We start from the raw sequence: 23851 nt of genomic DNA, 5'->3' as shown, positions 1-23851 counted from the left end.
TAAAATTGTTACTTGAGAACAGTTTTATCCAACTGCCAAATCAATCTTGAATAGTCTAATCTACATCTTTTCCGGTACTTGCAGACCAAAGAGAGAACCAATCCTGTAACTCCATTTCAATTGTGGTGGCTTGCATTAAATTGATAAGTCTGTTTTTGTCTGAAGTACCACAAACCGGTAAAATTCCAGCTGGATGTTTCAAAATCCAGGCTAATAAAATAATATCATTTGTTACATCATATTTGGAAGCCAGCTCGTTTGCGATTTTTCGAATTCGTTGTGACTGTTCATCATCTTTTCTAAAAACAGTTCCTAGAGGCGACCAGCACATAGGAGTGATTCTGTTGGTTTGCATATGATCCAAACTTCCATCAATCATTGGATCCAAATGAGTAACAGAAAACTCTATTTGATTGAAGTTTATTTTGGTTTTTGTCTCAATCAAATCACTTTGGCTTGGCGTAAAATTAGAAACGCCAAAATCCAAAATCTTTCCGTCTATTTTTAATTTTTCAACTGCTTCAGCAATTTCATCCACTTGCATTAATGGACTTGGTCGATGCAACAGCAAAAGATCCAAATAATCAGTTTGTAAATTTTTTAAAGACTGCTCTGCAGAGGCTATAATGTACTCCTTGGAATAAGCATAATGTTTGATTGTATTGCTTCTTTTTTCAGACAACATTTGAATACCACATTTAGAAATCAACTGAATGTCTTTTCGGTTTATTTGGCTTTCGCCAAAAGCTTTACCAAAGTCTCCTTCTGTAGTGTAATCTCCATAAATATCGGCATGATCAAAAGTTGAAATGCCGCTTTCGAGACATAGATTCATTAGTTCTACCATTTGTGGAGTAGAGCAGTTTTTGCCCCATGCTCCCCAAGTCATTGTACCTGCAATTATCTTTGAAAATGGAATTTTACTCATGGTTTTATTTTGTTATTTACCTGGGTGATTTTGAGGGTAAATCTATGAATTTGATGTTTATTTCTTTTTGTTCTTAAAAATAGGTAAATACTATCATAATTCGTCCTTAAAATTAGGAAATTGGTCGAAGTTTTAACCATTTTTTAACATCTTACTTCTAAAAAAAAATTCAATTTGCACTACTAAATAAAGGACACAAAAAATCAAGAGAATAAATATAAAAAAATGGAAGAAAATACAACGACTTTAGACATTAGAGCAATCAATGAAAAGATAGAGAGAGAGAGTGCTTTTATAGACCTTCTTACTATGGAAATGAACAAAGTTATTGTGGGACAAAAACACATGGTCGAAAGACTGTTAATTGGATTGTTGGGTCAAGGACATATTTTGTTAGAAGGGGTTCCAGGATTGGCAAAAACTTTAGCCATAAACACGCTTTCACAAGCCATTCACGGTTCTTTCAGCAGAATCCAGTTTACTCCCGATTTATTGCCTGCCGATGTTATCGGAACCATGATTTATAATATTAAAGCCAATGAGTTTTCTATAAAAAAAGGACCGATTTTTGCTAATTTCGTTCTTGCCGATGAGATTAACCGTGCTCCTGCCAAGGTGCAATCCGCTTTATTGGAGGCGATGCAGGAAAAGCAAGTTACTATTGGTGATACCACATTCAAGTTAGACCGACCATTTTTAGTTTTGGCAACTCAAAACCCTATTGAGCAAGAAGGAACTTACCAATTACCGGAAGCCCAAGTCGATCGTTTTATGTTGAAAACAGTTATCGATTATCCAAAAATGGAGGATGAGCGTTTGGTTATTCGTCAAAATCTTAAAGGGAGTTATGATAAAGTAAATCAAGTGGTTTCTGTAGAACAAATTTTGCGTGCACAAGAAGCGGTTCGTGAGGTTTACATGGATGAAAAAATTGAGAAATACATACTGGATATTATTTTTGCTACTCGTTATCCAGAGAAATATAAATTGGCTGATTTAAAACCTTTAATCAGTTTTGGAGCATCACCACGTGGAAGTATTAATCTTGCTACTGCCGCTAAATGTTATGCTTTTATCAAACGTCGTGGATATGTAATTCCCGAAGATGTTCGTGCAGTAGTTCATGATATTTTACGTCACAGAATCGGAGTTACTTATGAAGCTGAAGCCGAAAATATTACATCGGTAGACATTATCAATAAAATCATAAACGAAATCGAAGTTCCTTAATCAGACAACAGTTGGCAGTATTTAGATAGCAGTTGTTACTCGACCGCAAATCTGAAATCTGAAATCTAAAATCTGAAATCTGAAAAAATGGATACAAAAGAGCTTTTAAAAAAAGTACGTAAAATAGAAATCAAAACCCGAAGATTGAGCGATCATATCTTCTCGGGAGAATATCATACATCGTTCAAAGGACGCGGAATGACTTTTAGCGAGGTGCGTCAATATCAATTTGGCGACGATATACGTGCCATCGATTGGAATGTAACAGCTAGATACAATGAAGCGCATGTTAAGGTTTTTGAGGAAGAAAGAGAATTGACCATGATGTTAATGGTCGATATTTCAGGTTCTGAAAGTTTTGGTTCCAAGAACCAGTTTAAGAAAGAAATTGTTACCGAGATTGCAGCTACAATGGCATTTTCGGCTACTCAAAATAATGACAAAATTGGATTGATTTTGTTCTCGGACCAAATCGAATTGTACATTCCGCCAAAAAAAGGAAGATCTCACGTACTAAGGATTATTCGTGAATTGATAGAATTTGAACCTAAAAGTCACAAAACAGATATTTCTCAAGCTTTGAAGTTTCTGTCGGGAACCCAAAAAAAGAAAGCAATCGTTTTTGTCATTTCCGATTTCATGTCGGGAGATTATGAGCAAACCTTGAAAATTGCTTCAAAGAAACACGATATCACAGGTATTCGCGTGTATGACATTCGAGAAGAAAAAATGCCAAACTTGGGAATGGTGTCGATGATTGATGCTGAAACAGGCGAAACTCGATTGATTAATACAGGTTCAAAATCAGTGCGAATGAATTATGAGAAATACTTCCATGATAATGTGAATTATTTTAAAGAAACTTTTAGTAAATCGGGTTCAGGTGTTGTAAACACGAGAGTGGATGAAAGTTATGTCACCAAATTATTAGGCTATTTTAAATCACGATAAGACGAAACCTAGCCCCAATCAGTTCTGGAATATCCATTGGAACTGATAAGGTTAATTAGATAAAAAATGAAAATTAAACTTTACCTACTATTACTGCTGATTTCGACTTCTATTTTTGCACAGCAAAAAGTAGTTACCAGTATCGATACCACAAAAAATAAAATTGGAGCTGAGTTTAAATTGACTTTAAAAACTTCGGTAGATACTTTGTCTAAAGTTGTTTTTCCAAAACTAAAAAACATTGGAGCGCTAGAAGTAATTCATTCGTATCCAATTGACACCATCAAAAAAGATGACCGATACGAATTAATCAAAAAGTATGGTTTGACTCAATTTGATTCGGGGAAATACACAATTCCAAGTATAAAGATTTTGATTAATAATAAAGAGTTTTTGACGGACTCCTTAAAAGTTGAGGTTGCCAATGTTCAGGTTGATACATTAAGACAAAAAATGTATGACATTAAAGATATTGTCAAAGCCGAAGATTCTTCAGATTGGTGGAAATATCTTTTGGGGATTTTATTGATTTTAGGAATTGGAGCTTTCGTTTATTGGTACACAAAAATTCGCCAAAAGAAAAAAATTGAAGAAGAAGTTTATAAAACGCCTATAGAAAAAGCGACAAGTTTACTTAATACTTTAGAAAAAAAGGAGCTTTGGCAACATGGTGAAGTGAAAGCGTATTATAGTGAACTGACGGATATTGCCCGAAATTATATAGAAGAAGCGATAGAAATTCCAGCAATGGAAAGCACTACTTCAGAGTTGATTGAGGGATTAAAAACTGCTTCGCTAAAAAAGAAAATGAAGCTTTCCCAAGAAACGATAGAGAATTTATTTACTGTTTTGAAACAGGCCGATTTAGTGAAATTTGCCAAATCAAAACCTTTGGAATTTGAAATAACGGAAGATAGAAATAGAATTCAAAAAGCGATTTTAACTCTAGATGAAGCGATTCCTGTAGAAGTGCCAATTGAAGAAGATACTATTTTGAATGAAGCTCAAAAGCAAAAACAAATTCAAATTTTGCTTAGAAAAAAGAGAAATCAGCGTATTGCAATTGCAGTTGGATCAGTTGTTTTTTTACTTTTTGCCACGACAACTTTCTTTATAGCAACAAAGGGATTTGATTACGTTAAGGATAATTTATTAGGGCATCCAACAAAAGAATTGTTGGAAGGCGAATGGGTTAAAAGTGACTATGGAAATCCAGGAGTTATTGTAGAAACTCCAAAAGTTTTGAAACGAATTGATTTGACAAAATCATTGCCAAAAGACGGAATGGCTCTTATAAAAGAGATGCAATCCTTTGGATATGGAAGCTTTTTGGACAATTTTTACATTATGGTTTCTACTATAAAATACAAACAAGAAGGAGCTTTGGATTTATCTAAAGCGATTGAAAGTTCTTTGAAAATATTGGAAACCCAAGGAGCGCAGAACATGATTGTTAAAGAAGAGGATTTTCAAACCAATAATGGAGTAACCGGTAAAAAAGGATATGGTACTTTTTCAAGAATCGATAGTAATAGTCAAACTAGTTCCAAAATATATTATGAAATCGTGCTTTTTGGACAAGAAGGAGGATTACAGCAAATTATGATTCTTCACGAAGAAGGAGATAAATATGCAAAGGAATTGACAGAGCGAATTATGAATTCGATAGAACTTAAATCAGCTAGTAACTAATGGAAAAAATAACCTTTTTAAATCCAGAATTCTTTTGGTTGTTTCTTTTAATTCCATTAGCAATTGTCTGGCTAGTTTGGAAAAGAAACCAGCAATCTGCTACCTTAAAAATGAGTTCGCTTCAAGGGTTCAAAGGAACAGATTCTTTGTTAGCTAAATTAAAACCAGGCTTAGACGTTTTGCGTTTATTGGCTTTGTCATCGTTGATAGTGGCAATGGCCAGGCCTAGAACGGTTGATATTAGCAATAAAACAAAAACCACAAGGGGAATAGATATTGTTTTGGCAATTGACGTGTCTGGAAGTATGTTGGCAAGAGATTTAAAGCCGGATCGAATGCAAGCCCTTAAGAAATTAGCGGCAAATTTTGTGGATGAAAGACCCAATGATAGAATTGGACTTGTAGTTTATGCTTCTGAAGCGTACACAAAATCACCGGTAACGAGCGACAAAGCTATTATTCAAGAAGCAATTAAAAGCATTAAATACGATAATGTTTTGCAAGACGGAACTGGAATTGGAATGGGATTAGCAACAGCCGTAAACCGACTCAAAGACAGCAAAGCCAAAAGTAAAGTGGTTATTTTGATGACCGATGGTGTCAACAATGCTGGATTCATTGAGCCTGACACGGCATCGGATATTGCACAACAATATGGAATAAAAGTTTATACTATTGGTATTGGTAGCAATGGTATGGCAGAATCACCTTATGCTCTTGGACCAAATGGGCAATTGATATTTAGAATGATGAAGGTAGAAATTGATGAGCAAATGATGAAAAGTATTGCCAGAAAAACGGGAGGAAAATATTTTAGAGCAACTAGTAATGACAAATTAGCTCAAATTTATAGCGAAATCAATAAACTAGAAACAACTGAGATTGAAGAATTGAAATTCTATGATTATGACGAAAAGTTCAGACCTTTTGTTTTACTGGCTGGGTTTTTATTGTTGTTGGAAATAGGTTTACGTAATACAGTGTATAGGAGTTTTATATAGTATTTAAATCCTACTTCTGATTGCCATCAGAAGGGAGTTTAAAAGCTAAACAGATAAGATTGAATTAACAATATCAAATTTAGATTCACAATTTTAGAGAAAAAAATCTAAAATCTAAATTCAGAAAATTAAAAATGGAATTAGACGAACGCAACTATTTATACTTTCTTTTTATACTGCCAGTTGTGGCGGTACTTTTTCTATTTAATTTATATTGGAAAAGGAAGAAGCAACGCGAGTTTGGAGATTTGGAAGTTATCAAAAGATTGAGCCCAGAACGTTCTGTTTTCAAACCATTTTTGAAATTAGGCGTTTTGCTTTTGGCATTAATTGCCCTGGTTTTTGGATTGGTAAATCCTAAAATTGGAACCAAGGTTGAAACAGTAAAAAGAGAAGGAATAGACATTGTGTTTGCGATTGACGTATCTAAAAGTATGCTTTGTGAGGATGTTGCTCCAAGTCGTTTGGACAAAAGTAAACAGATTGTATCGCAAATTATCAATCAACTAGGAAGTGATAGAATAGGAATTGTGGCTTATGCAGGAAGCGCTTTCCCTGTGTTGCCGATAACTACCGATTATAGTGTAGCTAAAATGTATTTGCAAAGTATGAATACCGATATGGTTTCATCTGTAGGGACATCGTTTGACGAAGCCATCAGAATTTCATCTACTTTTTTTGATGATAAAAAAACAAGCAAACTGTTGATTATGATTTCTGATGGAGAAGATCATTCTGAAGGAGCGGAAGCTGCTGCAGATGAAGCCAGTAAATTGGGAATTAAAATTATAACCATCGGGGTCGGAACAGAAAAAGGCGGCACTATTCCTTTGAAAAGAAATGGAGTTGTCGAAAGTTATAAAAGAGACCAAAACGGGGAGATTGTGATAACGAGATTGGTTTCAAAAAATCTCGAATCAATTGGAAAAGCTACAAAAGGAGGTTATGTGAATGGGAAAAATACCAAAGAAGTACTGGAATACGTAAAAGCAAATTTGGATAAAATTCAAAAGACTGAATTTGAAGCCACCCAAATGGCCGACTTCCAATCGCAATTTCAATGGTTTTTAGGAATTGGGTTTGTGTTGTTGTTTTTGGATCTTTTCTTTTTAGAAAGAAAAACCAGTTGGGTAAACAAATTGAATTTATTTAACGAGAATAAGTAAAGTTTAAAATCAAGGTAAACTAACGAAGCAATCATTAGAAAAATACTTTGAAAGGAACATTTAAATAAAAATGAAAAATAGAATTATATACTTACTACTATTGCTTTTAACTTTTGTGGCAAATGCCCAAGAGAAAGACAAAGTTTTGCCTGAAGCAAATGAGGAATATGTAGCAAAGAAATTTGTGGATGCCGAAGCGAACTATAGAATTTCACATTCTAAATTCCCGAGCAGAACAGTTGCTACATATAATTTAGGAAATTCTATATATAGACAAAATCAATTTTCGGAATCCAAATATGCGTATGCGAATGCTTTGAAAAGTTTAAAAACAAGATCTCAAAAACATAAAGCTTTCCATAATTTAGGGAATGTTTTCATGAAAGAGAAGGATTATACTCAAGCCGTGGAAGCGTATAAAAATGCTTTGCGAAATAATCCAGAGGATGAAGAAACGCGTTATAACTATGCTTTGGCAAAAAAAATGTTAAAAGACAATCCTCCTCCAAAAGACGATAAAAAGAAAGACAAGGATAAAGACAAGGACAAGGATAAAGATAAAAAGGACGACAAGAAAGACGGCGATAAAGATAAAAAGGACGATAAGAAAGACGGCGACAAAGATAAAAAAGAAGATAAACCGAAAGACGATCAAGCGCAACCAAAACCTAAGCCAGGTGGTATTTCAAAACAACGAACTGAAAATCTTTTGGATGCCGTAAACAACGAGGAAAAGAAAATTCAGGATAAAGTAAATGCCAATAAAGAAAAAGGCTCGCCTAGAAAAACAGAGAAAGATTGGTAAGATTTAGTTGATTCGTTTAATCGTTGATTTGTTTATTAAATGAAACAGTTCAACGATTAAACAATTAAACAGTTCAACAAAAAAATGATTAAACAAGTAATGAAAAGATATTTAATTCTATTCCTATTAAGTTTTCAAGGACTTTTGGCTCAAGTACAATTTGAGGCAAGAGTAAGCAAAACGACGCTTGGTCTCAACGAGAGATTACGTATTGATTTTGTGATGAATATTGATGGAGATAATTTTGCGCAACCTTCTTTTGACGGCTTTAGAATTATTGCAGGGCCAAGTCAGCAGGTAAGCCAATCTTGGATAAATGGAAAAACATCTTTCGAGAAAAGCTATTCTTATTTTTTATTGCCCAACCAAAAAGGAAACTTGGTCATCAAACAGGCAATGATTGAGTACAATGGCCAGATTTACAAAACACAACCCATAAAAATCAATGTTACCGGAGCAACGGAACAGCCTAGAGACCCTAATGACTATCAAGTTTCTGCCGATGACAATTTGTATCTGGTTGCTGACATATCGAATACAAATCCATACATTAATCAGCCTATTACGGTAGTATATAAATTGTATTTTAATAATATTGGAATTACTGGTTTTAAAGAACTTAGTAAGCCAAAATACAATGATTTTTGGAACCAGAATATTGATATCAAGCAATTGGTTGCCGAGGAAGGAATGTTCAAAGGAGAACAATATCGTTATGTAGTTTTGCGCAAAACAGTTTTATACCCACAAAAATCTGGAAAGTTGATTATAGAGCCACTTTCTCTAGATATTGGAGTTCAATTACCAACGAATCGTAGAGATTATTACGGTCGAGTTCAATTGGTTGACGACAACAAAAGAGTTTCTGCAGGAACCAAAATGATTAATGTAAAACCTTTGCCAGAAGCAGGAAAACCGGAAGATTTTACTGGTGCCGTAGGAAAATTTGATTTTAAGGTAATTCCATCCAAAACTACTCTAAAAAATGGAGAAAGCTTGGACCTTGTTTTGAGTGCTGCTGGGACAGGAAACTTAAAATTATTTACGTTACCAAAGCCAGAAGTGCCAAACGCATTAGAAATGTATGATGCAGTACACAGCGAAAAAGTAAATACACCATTATCTGGAATGAATGGTAAGATATCAGATTCTTATACAATTGTGCCACAATACAAAGGGGATTACATCATTAAACCAATGCATTTTTCATATTTTGATTTAGGAACGGGTACTTATAAAACAGTAAGTTCTTCGGAAATAAAAATTAGTGTTTTGGATGGACCTTCACAAACGGCAGAGACACAAGACACAACAAGTACTGGAAAAAATAAGATTGAGCCTACTGAACAATTTAAATATATTGACTTAAATACAAAGCTTGCAGCAAGAGAGGAACCTGTATTTTTCGGATCCAATAAATTCTATGGGTTATTGTTCCTGCCGTTCTTATTACTTCCAATAATTGTATTGTTCAAAAAGAAAAAAGAAGCAATTGACAGTGATGTTTTTGGAAACAGAATCAAAATGAACAACAAATTGGCCAAGAAATATTTATCGGAAGCCAAAAAACAAATCAGCAATAAAGAGCCTTTCTATGTTGCCTTGGAAAAAGCAATGCATAATTTCTTAAAAGCCAAGTTGCATATTGAAACTTCGGAAATGAGTAAAGATAATATTCAGGAATTGTTGTTGTCTAGAAAAGCAAAACCTGAAGTAGTTAATGACTTTATTGCACTTACTGAGAATTGTGAGATTGCGAGATATGCCCCTTCGTCAAGTGCAACGATACAACATGATTTTGATAAAGCGGTAGCCATCATTTCTGAATTGGAAAAACAGATTTAATATCTAAGTTGCTAAGATTCTAAGAAACTCGGAATCTTAGCAACTTAGTATCTTAAAAAAAATTAAAATGAAAAAGATTTTTTACATATTATTATTAATCTCACAAGTTTTCTATGCCCAGACGGGTTTTGAAAAAGGAAATCTTTTGTACCAAAACGGAAAGTACGAAGAAGCTGTAAAAGCCTATGAATCTGTTTTGGCCACCAACAAAGAGTCTGTTGAGTTGTATTTTAATTTAGGGAATTGTTATTATAAATTGCACCAAACGGCTCCAGCAATTTATAATTATGAGAAAGCCTTGATTTTAGATCCTACGGACAAAGATGCTTTAAACAATATAAAATTTGCCCAAAAACAAACGATAGACGAAATCAAAGTAGTTCCAAAAGTAGGTTTTGCAAAATTGCTACGTGACTTTACAGGGATTTACACTTTTGATACTTGGGGTTGGATTACCGTTGGCTTTGCATTTTTGTTTTTGATGTTTTTTATGGGTTATTATTTTTATCAAACTGTAGTTGTAAAAAGAGTTTTTTTTGTAGGAATGTTTGTGATATTATTGTTGCTTGTAATGAGTATTTCAGCCGGGTTTTTTGAAAAAAGCCATTTTGACAATGAAAGGCCAGCGATTGTTTTTGCTGAATCTGCAGATGTAAGAAGCGAGCCTCAAAATGCAAGCACTACTACTTTTGTCCTGCACGCAGGCACGAAAGTGTTCGTGGAAGAAACATTAGGATACTGGAAAAAAATTCAATTAACAGATGGAACCGAAGGTTGGATTGACAGTAGGTCGATTAAAGAAGTGAAAGATTAGATTTCAGATGGCAGTTTTCAGTTTGAGACTTTGATATAATGATATTAAAAAAGAATAGCCCGTAGTTTCAACTACGGGCTATTCTTTTTTAAAAGGATTCAGAATTAATTTTTACATAGACAAATCTGCCATCTGAAAACTGCTATCTCAAAAACTATTTCCTCGCTTTATCATACCACTTCTCAATAGACGGGAATATATAGCCTGATATTTTTTGAATTGGGTTAAAGAAAATAGATTTGTCAAGTGTTTCCTTTTTGGCCAGATAGTTATGGTAGTTTATTTTTTCGAAAACTGTAAAAAATATACTGATGATTAAAATGGTTTTCAATACTCTGAAAAAACCGCCACCAACACTGTTAATCCAACCCAAAAAGGCAAAATCAGCTACATTGGTCAAGAGCTTTCCAAGCATATAAATGCCAATAACCACGACAATAAAAGTTAGGATAAAAGCAAAAACTTGAATAGTATAAGGATTCCAATGCAACCAACCAGAAAAGATGTTTTTGAGTACATCTGAAAATTTTATGGCGATGTAAATTCCCAAAATAAGGGAAACGAATGAAGCCAATTCTACAAAAAGTCCATTTCGGATTCCTTTATAGAATGAATAACACAAGAATCCACAAATAATAATATCAAAAAAACTCATTTTTTATTTTAAATAATTAAAGACGCAAAGATAAAAGAATTGTTCGGTAACCATTGTCAATTTTCAAGTTCTTATCTTTGTCAAAATAACTCGATTTCTTTTTTTTAAAATCTGAAATTGTTAATCAAAAATAAAAATGTCAAGAGACACACAATTGAAAGAACGCTGGGAACGGCTTGTCGATATACTTTCCAATCAATTTTCACAAGGGGAAGATTTGGATTTGGATGCCATTATTTATTTAATAGGTGTACAGGAATTGGGAAAAGTGCATCGTGAATACAAAAAAGATGAGAAACTCAATTTGATGCATATCGCTATTTGCCGGTTATTGGAGCCTTACGGATTCTACGAATTCGATTATTTTGATGAAGACGGCTGGCCTCATTATATAGTAAAAGAACAATTACCATCTCTAAAAGCTGGAGAACAATCTGTTTTGATGAAAGAAGCAATCGTTAATTATTTTCTGGAAAGAGAAGTGATTGATTAATAATTCAAGATTATTGATAAATGATTGATTATTTTGAGTCGAAACTTTAAACTTTAAGCCTTAAACTTGGAACAAATTACTTAAATTTGCACTCTCAATTACGGAATGAAAATGATAGACAAGATAAAAGAATATATTGGTGAAGCTCAAGCGTTCTCCACGCAAAATACAGCAGAGCTAGAAGCATTTAGAATAAAATTTCTAGGAACCAAAGGTTTGTTGAAAGATCTTTTTGCTGAATTCAAAAACGTACCGAACGACCAAAAAAAGGAATTTGGGCAAGTAATCAATTTACTTAAAACTTCTGCCGAAGACAAAGTAAAATCCATTCAGGAAGCTTTGGCTGACAAAGAAGAGTTTAAAGGAATCTACGGCGATTTGACTCGTACGGCCGAACCGTCAATTATTGGTTCGCGTCACCCTATTTCATTGGTAAAAAACCAAATTATTGATGTCTTTTCAAACATCGGGTTCAATGTTTCCGAAGGTCCGGAAATCGAGGACGATTGGCATAATTTTACCGCATTGAATCTTCCGGAATACCATCCGGCGCGTGATATGCAGGATACATTTTTCATTCAAACGAATCCAGATATTTTGTTGCGTACGCACACTTCATCCGTGCAGGTGCGTTACATGGAGAACAACAAACCGCCTATTCGTACCATTTCTCCGGGGAGAGTTTTCCGTAACGAGGCCGTTTCATCACGCTCACACTGTATTTTCCACCAAGTGGAAGGATTGTATATCGACAAGGACGTTTCTTTTGCCGACTTAAAACAAACCCTTTTGTATTTCACCAAAGAAATGTTTGGGAAATCAAAAATTCGTTTGAGACCTTCATACTTTCCATTTACGGAACCAAGCGCTGAGGTTGATATTTATTGGGGTTTAAAAACCGAAACTGATTATCGAATCACCAAAGGAACAGGTTGGTTAGAAATCATGGGTTGCGGAATGGTTGATCCAAACGTTCTTAAAAACTGTGATATCAATCCAGATGAGTACAACGGTTTTGCATTCGGAATGGGAATCGAGCGTATCGCGATGTTATTGTATCAAATTGGTGATATCCGTATGTTTTATGAAAATGACGTGCGTTTCTTGGAGCAATTTAAATCAAGCATATAAATTATTTGGAGCTATTTCCAGCTGTCCACTGTATCTTTTCCTTTTTAAAGAAAAAAGGAAAAGGATGCTGTTTCCATCTGGGCTAGGTCATTTCGTATTCAACATATTTAGTTTAATACAAAAAACAACAATCATAATAATATTCCCAAAAGAATGAAATCTGACATCACCATCCCCGAAGTAGAAAACGTATTCCTTGCTGCCGTTCAAGAATGGAGCGATGATTTTATGGAAAAAGTATGGTATGCTTATTTGATAAACGACAGTGATTTCCAACTCGACAGCGTTATGGTAGTTTCCAAAGCTTTCGGGACTATTGACGGAGAAATGAAAAAAACGTCTCTTTTGCGTCATGCTTTTATGGAAGTTCCAGCTGTTTCAGTGGTGAAAATCGAAATGATAGAAAAAAGTGTATTGGCACTAAACAATGAGTTTATGGTAACTTATTTCATCGGAAGTACATTATATGATAAAAAATTTATTTTCAAAGCCAACAGCATCAATGAAACCGATGTAGAGGAAGTACCTCTCCTGTTTGTTGATGGAGTGATGGTAAAATAAAATATTTAGTAATAAGTAAAAAAGGCATTTTCTAATTTAAGAAAATGCCTTTTTTATTGTTTTTCAACCTAAAATCTGATGTTTAATCAAGTTCTTCCGTCAATTTTTTGAAGACTGCTTTGGCTTCTTTTCCTTCATATAAAATGCTATAAACGGCATCAATAATTGGAGTTTTGGCACCATAGCCTTGGTTTAGTTTATAGGCGCTTTTTACGGCATAATAACCTTCGGCAACCATACTCATCTCCATTTGCGCAGCTTGTACAGTGTAACCTTTTCCAATCATATTACCGAACATTCTGTTTCGGGAAAAAATAGAATAACCTGTAACCAATAAATCGCCCAAATAAGCAGAATCATTGATATTTCGTTTCATTTTATGCACTTTTTTGATGAATTTCTTCATCTCACGAATGGCATTACTCATAATAACCGATTGGAAATTATCGCCGTAACCCAATCCGTGTGCTATTCCTGCAGCAATAGAATAAATGTTTTTCAGCATTGCGGCGTATTCAGTACCAATAATATCGTCAGAGATTTTTGCTTTGATATAATTTCCTGATAAATTTTCAGCTACTATAGTGGCTTTGTCAGGATCACCACAGGCAATGGTTAAATACGAAAGTCTTTCCAATGCTACTTCTTCTGCGTGGCAAGGTCCAGTAATTACACCAATATTGTAATAAGGGATGTCGTATTTGTAATGAAAATGTTCACCCACAATCAAACTAGTTTCGGGAACAATTCCTTTTATCGCAGAAAAAATTATTTTGTCTTTTAGGGAAACAGTTAATTTTTCTAATTCGCCGTTCAAAAAAGCGGAAGGAATTGCAAATATGATGTAATCTGCATAAGCAACGGCTTCGTTGATATCATTGGTAAGTTTGAGTTTTGTGTTGTCAAACTCTACAGAACTCAAATAATTAGGATTGTGTTTATGGGTTTTAATGTGTTCTATAGCAGCGTCATTTCGCATATACCATGAAATCTCGGGAAGATTTACGCACAACATCTTAGCAATAGCAGTAGCCCAGCTTCCGCCACCAATTACTGCAAATTTTAAATTATCGGCCATTTCATTATTAAATTTCACCAAAAGTACTTAAAAATATACCAATAACACAAATTAATTTTTTTGGTAAGCCTAGAATTTATGGGCTTTTATAGAGTTTCTGCTAAAAAAATAAATTATTTATATTTTTTTTTGAGTTTATGCAATATATCTACAATACTTGCGTTGTAAGTCATTATAAATAAATTGTTTAGAATTAAAATATGAAGATTGAGTTAGTTAGTTTTGTTTTAGTATTTTAAAAAGGCGTTCTTATTGGTTAAGTGGACGCCTTTTTTATGAACTATTTTTACTAAAATTAGTAACTCGTCAAAACAATTTCTTTTACTTTTTCTAATGTAATATTTTGTTTTTCTCCTAATGCTTTCCAGCCTCTTTTTTCAAAACGATCGACTATAAAATCTGCAGTTTTATCAATGTTTTCGGCATTTTCAGAAAGCAGTGTTTTCATTCCCATAGTATGAAAGAAAGCTATGGTTTTTTCAATGGCGGCCAAAGCAATTTCTTCCTCGGTTCCCGCTAAATTAAAGACGCGTTTTCCGTATTGGGCTAGTTTTTCTTTTTTGGTTTCAAACATTATTTTATATAGATTTGGACCAATGATAGCTAATGTCCTGGCGTGATCAATTCCATAAAGAGCTGTCAATTCGTGTCCAATCATATGAGTAGCCCAATCTGAAGGAACTCCTTTTTGAATTAATCCGTTCAAAGCCATAGTACAACTCCACATAAAATTAGATGCCAAAGCATAATCAGTTGGGTTTTCTACTACATCAGGACCAATTTGGATTAAAGTTTGCAAAATACTTTCTGAAATTCGGTCTTGCAAATAGCCTTCATGCATATAAGTTAGGTATTGTTCCATGACGTGAGTGTAAGCATCTACAACCCCGTTTTGCAATTGTCTTTTAGGCAAGGATGCAATTACTGTAGGATCACAAATTGAAAATTTTGGAAACATCGCGGAACCGCCAAAATCCAATTTTTCTTGGGTAGTTGCAATTGTTATTACAGAACCCGAATTCATTTCACTTCCTGTAGCAGGCAAAGTCAGAACAGTTCCAAACGGAATCACAGTTGCTCCTTCTTTAAAAATAATTCTCTTTTTCAGAATGTCAATTGGATCTCCTTCAAAAGGAACGGCAGCCGAAATAAATTTCACGCCGTCTATAACGCTTCCGCCCCCAACAGCCAGAATAAAATCAATTTTTTGCTCGCGGATAATTGCCACAGCTTTCATCAAAGTTTCAAAATGCGGATTGGCTTCAATTCCTCCAAATTCGACAATGTTGTATCCTTCTAGACTTTTGCGAACTTGTTCGTGAACTCCATTTTTAAAAATACTTCCTCCTCCATAAGCGAGAAGAATCTTTGCATTGGAAGGAATTAACGTAGGTAATTTTTCTATTTGTCCTTTTCCAAAAACTAATTTGGTTGGATTGTATAATTCGAAATTTATCATAGTTTATTTTTTAGTTGCTAAGAAACTAAGTTTCTGAGATGCTAAGTTTAAATCTTAGTGTCTCAGAATCTTAGCATCTTTATTTTCACTTTAATTGAGCCAATAATTTCTCAGCCACCAATTTGGATGAAGCTGGGTTTTGACCTGTAATTAACAAACCGTCTTCTACAGCGTATGGATGCCAGTTTTCAGTTTTACTATAAATTGCACCATTTGCCTTTAGTACATCTTCCAATAAAAAAGGAACAATTTTGGTTAAGCCAATTGCTTCTTCTTCGGTATTGGCGAATCCAGTAACTTTTTTTCCTTTTACCAAAAATTGCCCATTTACTTTTACATCTTTCAAAACTCCGGGAGCATGACATACAAAAGCAACTGGTTTTTTATGATTATAAAAAGCTTCAATTAATGCAATCGAGGTTTTATCTTCGGCTAAATCCCAAAGCGGACCGTGACCTCCTGGGTAAAAAACTGCATCATAATCAGCTTGATTAACGTCAGCTAGTTTTTTGGTTTTTTTTAGTTTTTCCAATAAAACGGTATCGGCATCAAAACGTTTTGTGTCTTCGGTTGCTGATGAAGGGTCTGCACTTTTTGGGTCAATTGGAGGTTGTCCTCCCTTTGGCGTAGCGATGTCAATGATTACGCCTTGGTCAAGTAAAGCATAATAAGGAGCAGCTAATTCTTCTGTCCAAAATCCCGTTTTTTCTCCTGTGTTACCCAATTGATCGTGGCTGGTAACTACGAATAATACTTTTTTCATCTTTTTGTTATTTTGTTTTTGCGCGGTTGCCATAAAGCAACTTACGATTAATGCTAGAATAGTTAAGACTGTAAATTTTTTCATAATTTAATTAGTTTGATGATTATTGATACAGCAAATTTATGATGAATATGATATTAGTAAAAATAATTTAAATTATGTTTGTGATAAATATATTTATATCATGGTTAATTTAGAATGGTACAGAACGTTTAAATCAGTTTATAAAAATGGAAATTTTTCCTTGGCTGCCAAAGAACTATTTATAAGTCAACCTGCTGTTAGTCAGCAAATAGTTATGTTGGAAGCACATGTAGGTTATAAGCTTTTTAATCGAAAGTCCAAAGGGGTTGAACCAACAGAGTATGCTAAGTTACTCAATAATCTAATTATTGATGCCTTAGACCGACTGGAAAATGTTGAGAACGGTTTTCGTGCCAAAGCTTTTAATGCCAATCGATTGTTGTCTGTTGGTATTTCCAAACATTTGATGAGCAGTATCGGGAGTGCTTTGATTGCAAAATTTGATTTTATCGATTTTACGTTTCATATTAATGATACTTTATTTGACTTAGTGAATTCCAAAAAATTAGATTTTGCGATAGTAAACAAGAAGTTCGACACTTTTGATACCATTCAAAAAAAGGCAGGCGAAATTAAGCAAGTCATTGTTAGTTCTACTGATATTGATGTTTCAACGATTAAGAAAAATATTAAAGCAAAAGATTTTAAGACCATCGAAAATTGGCTGAACGAGCAAAAGTGGTACAGCCATGATGCCGGAATCCCACATATTAAATTATTTTGGCTTCATGTTTTTGCTAAAAAAAGACCGTCAATAATTGCCAATTATATCATTCCCTCAGAATATGAAATGTTGGAAATCCTTAGTAAAAATTCAGGAGTTGCAGTCACTTGGAATGTCAATGCCAAAAATTGGATTCAGGAAAAGAAATTGCAGCTGATATGGAATAGTAAAGAAATGCCAAGTACAGATGTGTTTTTATTATCGGGTAAAAATGAAAATTTGAGTCCTATTTTTCAGGATATAATGGCTGAGTTAAAGCGGGTTTTGTGTTGATTATTTTTTGTAAAAATTATTGTGATCAATATAATCCCAAACTTTATGGTGCAAAAGAGGCTGAACATTTTTCCCTTTTTTGATATTGTGTCGAATGTCAGTCGAAGATATTTCTACGACTGGAGCATCGATCAAATGAATTTTTGTATGATTTTTTAATTCTAAATTCTCGGCTTCAAATGAGATGCGTGGGTAGACATAAATGTCATGATGGGCCAAAATTACTTCATAATTTTTCCATTTATGCAAAGACTTTAAATTGTCTTCCCCCATAATCAAGGAAAACTCATGACTTGAATATTTTTCTTGTAAGTGAACCAGAGTATTTACGGTGTAATTGGGTTGCGATAATTTGAACTCAATATCCGAAGGTTTTATTTTAGGAAAATCCTCGGTGGCCAGATGGACCATTTGCAAACGGTGGTAATCGTCGAGTAAAGTGCTTTTCTTTTTGAGCGGATTATGTGGCGTAACGACCATCCAAACCTGATCCAAATCGGCATGTTCCGCCATGTGATTGGCAATGATAAGATGCCCAACATGAATGGGATTAAACGTTCCGAAATAAAGTCCGATTTTCATGAATTTAATTGAAAGATTTAAAATTGAAAGATTTAAAAGTCATGTTTCGTAATTTTTAAATCTCTCAATTTTTTAATTTATTTTTTCACAAAATCCTTAACCAATTGATGCGCTTCTTCAAGTGCAACAGGCAAATCATAGTTTTTGATAATCACGTCAAATTGAGGTGCAGTTGCCAGTTCTACAGAAGCTTTTGCAATTCGCATATTGATTTTGTCATCACTCTCAGTAGAGCGTTCTTTCAATCTTCTTTTGAGTTCATCTACGCTTGGTGGTTTTACAAAAACAGCCAAAGTCTCTTCTGGAAATTTCGATTTAATTCGCAAACCGCCAGCAACGTCAATGTCAAAAATCACGTTTTTGCCTTGCGCCCAAATGCGTTCTACTTCGCTTTTTAGTGTGCCATAGAAATTATCGCGATAGACTTCTTCCCATTCCACAAAATCTTCTGCTTTGATGTGTTTTTTAAATTCATCCAAAGACATAAAGTAATAATCCTTTCCACTTACTTCTTCACCACGGGCTTCACGCGTTGCAGCGGAGATGGAAAATTCAAGATTCAAATCTTCCTGTCCTAATAAATGTCTAACTATGGTGGTTTTCCCAGATCCCGATGGTGCCGAGAATACGATTAATTTTCCTTTTTTCATTTTTTATTACAATACATTCAACACCTGTTCCTTAATTTTTTCCAATTCGTCTTTCATCTGAACTACCAATTTTTGCATTTGTGCATGATTCGATTTGGAACCCATAGTGTTGATTTCTCGTCCCATTTCCTGGGTAATGAATCCTAGTTTTCTTCCGTTGGCTTCGGTTCCGTTTATAGTTTCCAGAAAATAATCTAAATGGTTGGTCAAGCGTACTTTTTCTTCAGTAATGTCCAGTTTCTCTAGGTAATAAATCAATTCCTGCTCAAAACGATTTTCATCCACGTTTACTTTTAGTTCAGAAATAGCAGTCTGCAAACGGTCTTTTATCGCCTGAACACGTTCAGGATCTAGTGCCAAAGCTTCATTCATATATTGACGAATGTTCCCGATACGCAATTGAAATTCATTTTCCAATGATTGTCCTTCGTCTTTTCTAAAATTCAAAATGTTTTGCAGCGCTTCTTCGATTACGGTTTGGATCTGAATCCAATCATTTTCGTCGATTTCCTCACGTTCTATTTTCATGGTGTCCGGCATACGCACGGCCATTTTCATCAATTCGGTTTCATCGGCATCAGCATACACTTCTCTTAATTGTTTGATGTATGCTTTTACGATAGGTACATTGACTTTGGTCGAAGTCTGTTCTGCGGTACTTTCGATAAAAATAGAAAAATCTACTTTACCTCTTTCTAGTTTTAAGGCGATTTGGTTGCGTAAACCCAGTTCCATTTCGCGATAAAGAGAAGGCATGCGTACATTTAAATCTAAACCTTTACTGTTTAAAGATTTTACTTCTACTGTAATTTTTTTGGATGGTAATTGCAGAGTCGCTTTACCAAAACCAGTCATCGATTGTATCATATGTTTTTCTAAAAGTGTTCAAAGATAAGGAAAAAGTTTTCAGTCTCAGCCTAGGTTTTCAGTCTCAGTTATCAGTTTTACATTGAGATAGAAAATTCCAATTGTTTAATGTTTCTTCATGGTAACCAAATATACTCCAGAAAATATCAATAAAGCCGAACCAACTTTAGCCAAACTCAAGGTGTCTTTTCCTAAGCTTATCGCAAAAACAGAAGCAAACAAAGGTTGCAGGTAAATAAAAACGGCCACAGTGGTTGGTTTCAATTCCTTCATCGAAAGCAAGTTCAATAAATAGGTCAAAAAAGTTGAAATCAAGACTACAAAACTTATTTTCCAGTAAATGTCAGTTGGAACAATAGTCCAATCCACCGCTGAAAATTCGCTCCAGCCAAAAGGTAAAACCATAATAAAGCCAAACAAATAAATCCATTTCACGAAGGTGAAGGCATTGTATTTATTCATTAATTTCTTGACGATGATCAGATAAAATCCATACGAAATGGCGTTGACCAAAACGAGAAAATTACCAAGTCCGGATTGAGAGCTGTCACCTATAGATTTTCCGTAAAGGATTAAGGAAGCCGTTCCAATCAAACCGAGAAAGATTCCAAACACCATTCTTTTTTTCATCCGCTCTTTCATGATAATGGCCGAAAGTACCAACACAATCATAGGAGTCGAAACCATAATTACCGCTGCCGAAATAGGAGAGGTCAAACTCAAACCCTTGAAAAAAGTCAGCATATTGAATGCTACGCCAAAAAAAGCAGCAGCTATTATCCTGGGAAAATCATTAAGTGCAATTTTTTCTTTAGGCATAAAAAACCAAACCAACCAAAACAACAGCATGGAACCACCAGCACGCAAAAGAATGAATCCATAAGCGTCGATGTATTTTGGCATGACATCTTTGGCAATGGTAAAAGTAACGCCGTAAATTATAGAAACAATGGTTGCGCCAATTAAGGCGAGATTTCTTTTTGACATTAACCCAACGCTTTCATTACTTGAAGAATATTTTGCTGAGTGTTGCCAATGTATATTTTTTCATTTATGATAAAAACGGGACGGCTCAAGAAAGTATAATGTTCTAGAATGTATTTTTTATAATCGACTTCAGTAAGTGATTTGTTTTTTAAATCCATCGATTTGTACAATTGTGCCTTTTTGCTAAACAAAGCTTCATAGCTTCCAGAAAGGCGGTACATTTGCTCCAATTCTTCAACAGTAATTGGGTTTTGTTTGATGTCGTGAAAAACCAAATCATGGTCTTTTGGAAGTGATTTTATTATTTTTCGACAAGTGTCACAAGAAGCGAGATAGTATATTTTGTTCATTTTTTTCTATTTTCTAATTGCAAAGGAAAACATTTGACACTTAAAATGTTTAATTTTATGCAAAAATTACAATCATGCAAGATACATTTGAAGTTAACAGAACTGGAAGAAAAATGCTGAGTTCTTATTTTGAAAACTATACATTGGAACAATTGAACAAAATTCCAGAAGGATTTAGTAATAATTTATTTTGGAATATTGCACACATTGTGGTAACCCAACAATTATTAGTATACAAATTATCAGGATTGCCAATCGCGGTTTCCGATGAAATGGTAGAAAAATATCGTAAAGGGACCAAACCGGAAGGTGATGCAACACAGGAAGAGGCAGATTTAATAAAATCATTATTATTTAAAACGGTAGATCAATTAGAAGTAGATTATAATAACGGTGTTTTTGTAAATTATCAGGAATACCCAACTTCAACAGGATTTGTTTTGAAAGATGCAAAAGGTGCCATAGAATTCAATAACCTTCACGAAGGGTTGCATATTGGAATTATGATGAGCATCAGAAAGTTTGTATAAGCTTAGGGAAGTAAATTGGTTAGATGGAGTCTAACAAAAAACATAAAAAAATATAAAATGAAATTCAATACCAAAGTAATTCATGGTGGACAACATCATGATCCTAGTACAGGAGCAGTAATGCCTCCTGTTTATCAAACATCAACTTTTGTACAAACAAGTCCTGGAAAACCTTTAAATCCAGATTACGAATACAGTAGAGCAGCAAACCCAACACGAACTGCTCTTGAAAACGCTTTGGCAAGTATTGAAAATGGAACTCGTGGATTGGCTTTTTCATCAGGGTTGGCAGCAACTGATTGTCTTTTGAGATCGTTTAAAGCAGGTGATGAAATCATCGCGATGGATGATTTATATGGAGGGACTTATAGAATGTTTACCCGTATTTATAAAAATAGCGGAATTGTGTTTCATTTTGTGGATATGAATGATTTGGATAAATTCAAGTCGTTGATTAATGAAAACACCAAATTAGTTTGGGTAGAAACTCCAACTAATCCCTTAATGAAATTGGCCGATATTCAGGAAATTTCCAAAATTACTAAAGCAAACAATATTCTTTTTGCAGTGGACAATACTTTTGCAACACCTTATTTGCAAAAACCACTGGATTTAGGAGCTGATATTGTTATGCACTCGGCCACCAAATATTTGGGAGGCCACTCAGATGTAATTGCAGGTGCTTTAATTGTAAAAGATGAAGAATTGGGTAATCAATTGCATTTTCAGCAATTTGCAACGGGTGCAACTCTTGGTCCAATGGACAGCTTTTTAGTACTTAGAGGAATAAAAACCCTGCATTTGAGAGTACAAAGACATTGTGAAAATGGAACCAAAGTAGTTGAATTTTTGAGTAATCATCCTAAAATAAAGACAGTTTATTATCCAGGATTGCCAAGTCATCCGTATCACGAAATTGCAAAAAAACAAATGAGTGGTTTTGGAGGAATGATCTCTTTTACATTTGTATCGGGTAAAAAAGAAGAAGCAGTAGATTTTTTAGAAAGACTTAAAGTATTTACACTTGCAGAATCTTTAGGAGGGGTTGAATCATTAGCAAATCATCCGGCATTAATGACTCATGCATCGATTCCAGAGCACAAACGAAAAGAAGTTGGAATTACTGATGATATGGTTCGTTTGAGCGTTGGTATAGAAGACGCTGAAGATTTAATTGCTGATTTGAATCAAGCATTGTCATAAAAGAAAAAATCCCAACTTTAATAAAATAAGAGTTGGGATTTTTTTTGAATATTTTTTAATATTCAAAATAATAAATATAACCTAAACCGACAAAAGTAAGCCAGTCATTTCCCTTGTTTTCAGGCGATAAATCTTTATTTGGATTAAGTCCATCAACCCAATCCGAACCGAAATATTGTGCTCTCATATCTAAAATAAGATCAGACATTTTTGTCAATTTATAACGGGTTCCAATATTTAATGTTCCAGAGAAAACTGCTTTACTTTCGTTAGAATATCCATGAGGACGTCCATCAGATGGTCTTAAATATTTTATAGAAGTAACATTAGGATCACTCATCTCTCCCAAAGTAGAAGTAGCAGTTGCGGTATAGTAACTGATTTGTGGTCCCAAACCAATGTAAGGAGCCCAGCCGCCTATAGTATTTTCAAAATCGTGTATGTGAATAAAATTATACTCAAGTTGCATTCCTAAGTTAATCAACTGAGTAGAACCTCTCATGCCTTTTAGTTTTGTGGCAAAAATACCGTTTCCTTCAACCCATTCACCATAGTGCTTCAAATTGGTAGTACTATACGAAAGTTCATTTCTTACTTTGAAATGCTCTTTGAAATAATCATTAACGTTGTCTGTATACGAGAAGTTCAAGTAGTCAACAACAGCAATTCCAAATCCTTGATTGCTTAAATTGGTTTTAGTGTTATCTTTTTGTCCATAGTCCGATCGAAACTCAATTCGACCAGCAATAACACCAACTTCATGCGTAATTCCGAATTGGGAAAAGGAACTATGCGGTAGGCCGATTAATAGAAATAATAGAAATATTTTAAGTTTGATCATAGGTAGGTATTATATTCAAAACGGAGCAAAGATATAAAAACTACTATAACAGATAATAATAATATCAAAAATAAAAAATAAGTGAATATTATTCTATTCTTTACGAAAACTACATCGATTTCGTAAAAACGATATGCCATGTTTTGAATTTTTTATAAATGATTAATAAAAAGATAATTTTATCGTAA

General features: G+C 34.2%; 25 protein-coding genes. 14 read left to right on the top strand and 11 right to left on the bottom strand.

What is annotated here, in order from left to right; genetic code table 11:
- Window positions 1–55: 55 nt before the first annotated feature.
- Complete coding sequence (locus J2W95_RS08110) at window positions 56–928, bottom strand: aldo/keto reductase (RefSeq protein ID WP_310005783.1); 873 nt, start codon at window positions 926–928, stop codon at window positions 56–58.
- A gap of 225 nt (window positions 929–1153) precedes the next feature.
- Here J2W95_RS08110 and J2W95_RS08105 point away from each other — a divergent pair, with 225 nt between their 5' ends.
- From J2W95_RS08105 to J2W95_RS08070, 8 genes are all read left to right on the top strand, one after another.
- Window positions 1154–2158: an AAA family ATPase gene (locus tag J2W95_RS08105; RefSeq protein ID WP_310005781.1), complete on the top strand. Its 1005-nt coding sequence runs from the start codon at window positions 1154–1156 to the stop codon at window positions 2156–2158.
- Window positions 2159–2245: 87 nt separating this feature from the next.
- Window positions 2246–3109: a DUF58 domain-containing protein gene (locus tag J2W95_RS08100; RefSeq protein ID WP_310005779.1), complete on the top strand. Its 864-nt coding sequence runs from the start codon at window positions 2246–2248 to the stop codon at window positions 3107–3109.
- A gap of 66 nt (window positions 3110–3175) precedes the next feature.
- Entirely contained in the window at window positions 3176–4801 is a 1626-nt protein-coding gene (locus tag J2W95_RS08095) for a phenylalanine--tRNA ligase subunit alpha (RefSeq protein WP_310005777.1), read from the top strand.
- Window positions 4801–5802, top strand: coding sequence for a vWA domain-containing protein (locus J2W95_RS08090; RefSeq protein WP_310005775.1), 1002 nt, complete (start codon window positions 4801–4803; stop codon window positions 5800–5802). The genes J2W95_RS08095 and J2W95_RS08090 overlap by 1 nt, the downstream gene beginning before the upstream one ends.
- Window positions 5803–5936: 134 nt before the next feature.
- Complete coding sequence (locus J2W95_RS08085) at window positions 5937–6968, top strand: VWA domain-containing protein (protein WP_310005773.1); 1032 nt, start codon at window positions 5937–5939, stop codon at window positions 6966–6968.
- A gap of 70 nt (window positions 6969–7038) precedes the next feature.
- Window positions 7039–7773 (top strand): tetratricopeptide repeat protein, encoded by a 735-nt coding sequence (locus J2W95_RS08080; protein ID WP_310005771.1) that lies wholly within the window; start codon window positions 7039–7041, stop codon window positions 7771–7773.
- Between the two features lie 99 nt (window positions 7774–7872).
- Window positions 7873–9618 carry a BatD family protein gene (locus J2W95_RS08075; RefSeq protein ID WP_310006156.1) on the top strand — a complete coding sequence of 582 codons (1746 nt, stop codon included), beginning with the start codon at window positions 7873–7875 and terminating at the stop codon, window positions 9616–9618.
- 67 nt (window positions 9619–9685) lie between these two features.
- Entirely contained in the window at window positions 9686–10432 is a 747-nt protein-coding gene (locus J2W95_RS08070; RefSeq protein ID WP_310005769.1) for a tetratricopeptide repeat protein, read from the top strand.
- Between the two features lie 154 nt (window positions 10433–10586).
- On the opposite strand, the gene J2W95_RS08065 is transcribed toward J2W95_RS08070, so the two are convergent.
- A complete protein-coding gene (locus J2W95_RS08065) occupies window positions 10587–11087 on the bottom strand; it encodes a CvpA family protein (RefSeq protein WP_310005767.1) in 501 nt (166 codons plus the stop codon).
- Between the two features lie 136 nt (window positions 11088–11223).
- Between J2W95_RS08065 and J2W95_RS08060 the strand changes: the two genes are divergently transcribed.
- From J2W95_RS08060 to J2W95_RS08050, 3 genes are all read left to right on the top strand, one after another.
- Window positions 11224–11580: a hypothetical protein gene (locus J2W95_RS08060; RefSeq protein WP_310005765.1), complete on the top strand. Its 357-nt coding sequence runs from the start codon at window positions 11224–11226 to the stop codon at window positions 11578–11580.
- Window positions 11581–11691: 111 nt separating this feature from the next.
- Window positions 11692–12711, top strand: coding sequence for a phenylalanine--tRNA ligase subunit alpha (gene pheS, locus J2W95_RS08055; RefSeq protein ID WP_310005763.1), 1020 nt, complete (start codon window positions 11692–11694; stop codon window positions 12709–12711).
- A 153-nt stretch (window positions 12712–12864) separates the two neighbouring features.
- Window positions 12865–13272: a hypothetical protein gene (locus tag J2W95_RS08050; protein ID WP_310005761.1), complete on the top strand. Its 408-nt coding sequence runs from the start codon at window positions 12865–12867 to the stop codon at window positions 13270–13272.
- A gap of 82 nt (window positions 13273–13354) precedes the next feature.
- Here J2W95_RS08050 and J2W95_RS08045 read toward each other — a convergent pair whose 3' ends face one another.
- From J2W95_RS08045 to J2W95_RS08035, 3 genes are all read right to left on the bottom strand, one after another.
- A complete protein-coding gene (locus J2W95_RS08045; RefSeq protein ID WP_310005759.1) occupies window positions 13355–14350 on the bottom strand; it encodes an NAD(P)H-dependent glycerol-3-phosphate dehydrogenase in 996 nt (331 codons plus the stop codon).
- 295 nt (window positions 14351–14645) lie between these two features.
- A complete protein-coding gene (locus J2W95_RS08040) occupies window positions 14646–15809 on the bottom strand; it encodes an iron-containing alcohol dehydrogenase (RefSeq protein ID WP_310005757.1) in 1164 nt (387 codons plus the stop codon).
- An 85-nt stretch (window positions 15810–15894) separates the two neighbouring features.
- A complete protein-coding gene (locus tag J2W95_RS08035; RefSeq protein ID WP_310005755.1) occupies window positions 15895–16656 on the bottom strand; it encodes a type 1 glutamine amidotransferase domain-containing protein in 762 nt (253 codons plus the stop codon).
- Window positions 16657–16756: 100 nt separating this feature from the next.
- Between J2W95_RS08035 and J2W95_RS08030 the strand changes: the two genes are divergently transcribed.
- Entirely contained in the window at window positions 16757–17653 is an 897-nt protein-coding gene (locus J2W95_RS08030; protein WP_310005753.1) for a LysR family transcriptional regulator, read from the top strand.
- Here J2W95_RS08030 and nadD read toward each other — a convergent pair whose 3' ends face one another.
- From nadD to J2W95_RS08005, 5 genes are all read right to left on the bottom strand, one after another.
- A complete protein-coding gene (nadD, locus tag J2W95_RS08025; protein WP_310005751.1) occupies window positions 17654–18235 on the bottom strand; it encodes a nicotinate (nicotinamide) nucleotide adenylyltransferase in 582 nt (193 codons plus the stop codon).
- Window positions 18236–18312: 77 nt separating this feature from the next.
- A complete protein-coding gene (gene gmk / locus J2W95_RS08020) occupies window positions 18313–18885 on the bottom strand; it encodes a guanylate kinase (RefSeq protein WP_310005749.1) in 573 nt (190 codons plus the stop codon).
- A gap of 6 nt (window positions 18886–18891) precedes the next feature.
- Window positions 18892–19752 carry a YicC/YloC family endoribonuclease gene (locus tag J2W95_RS08015; RefSeq protein WP_310005747.1) on the bottom strand — a complete coding sequence of 287 codons (861 nt, stop codon included), beginning with the start codon at window positions 19750–19752 and terminating at the stop codon, window positions 18892–18894.
- Between the two features lie 105 nt (window positions 19753–19857).
- Window positions 19858–20739, bottom strand: coding sequence for a DMT family transporter (locus J2W95_RS08010; protein WP_310005745.1), 882 nt, complete (start codon window positions 20737–20739; stop codon window positions 19858–19860).
- Complete coding sequence (locus J2W95_RS08005; protein WP_310005743.1) at window positions 20739–21089, bottom strand: arsenate reductase family protein; 351 nt, start codon at window positions 21087–21089, stop codon at window positions 20739–20741. The genes J2W95_RS08010 and J2W95_RS08005 overlap by 1 nt, the downstream gene beginning before the upstream one ends.
- A gap of 74 nt (window positions 21090–21163) precedes the next feature.
- Between J2W95_RS08005 and J2W95_RS08000 the strand changes: the two genes are divergently transcribed.
- Both J2W95_RS08000 and J2W95_RS07995 read left to right on the top strand, forming a co-directional pair.
- Window positions 21164–21619 carry a DinB family protein gene (locus J2W95_RS08000; RefSeq protein ID WP_310005741.1) on the top strand — a complete coding sequence of 152 codons (456 nt, stop codon included), beginning with the start codon at window positions 21164–21166 and terminating at the stop codon, window positions 21617–21619.
- Window positions 21620–21661: 42 nt separating this feature from the next.
- Window positions 21662–22822, top strand: coding sequence for a cystathionine gamma-synthase (locus tag J2W95_RS07995; protein WP_310006154.1), 1161 nt, complete (start codon window positions 21662–21664; stop codon window positions 22820–22822).
- Between the two features lie 55 nt (window positions 22823–22877).
- Here J2W95_RS07995 and J2W95_RS07990 read toward each other — a convergent pair whose 3' ends face one another.
- Complete coding sequence (locus tag J2W95_RS07990) at window positions 22878–23663, bottom strand: THC0290_0291 family protein (protein ID WP_310005739.1); 786 nt, start codon at window positions 23661–23663, stop codon at window positions 22878–22880.
- Window positions 23664–23851: the final 188 nt, after the last annotated feature.

The organism is Flavobacterium granuli, from assembly GCF_031456055.1.
Taxonomy (GTDB): domain Bacteria; phylum Bacteroidota; class Bacteroidia; order Flavobacteriales; family Flavobacteriaceae; genus Flavobacterium; species Flavobacterium granuli_A.
This window is presented reverse-complemented; position numbering and strand designations above follow the sequence as displayed.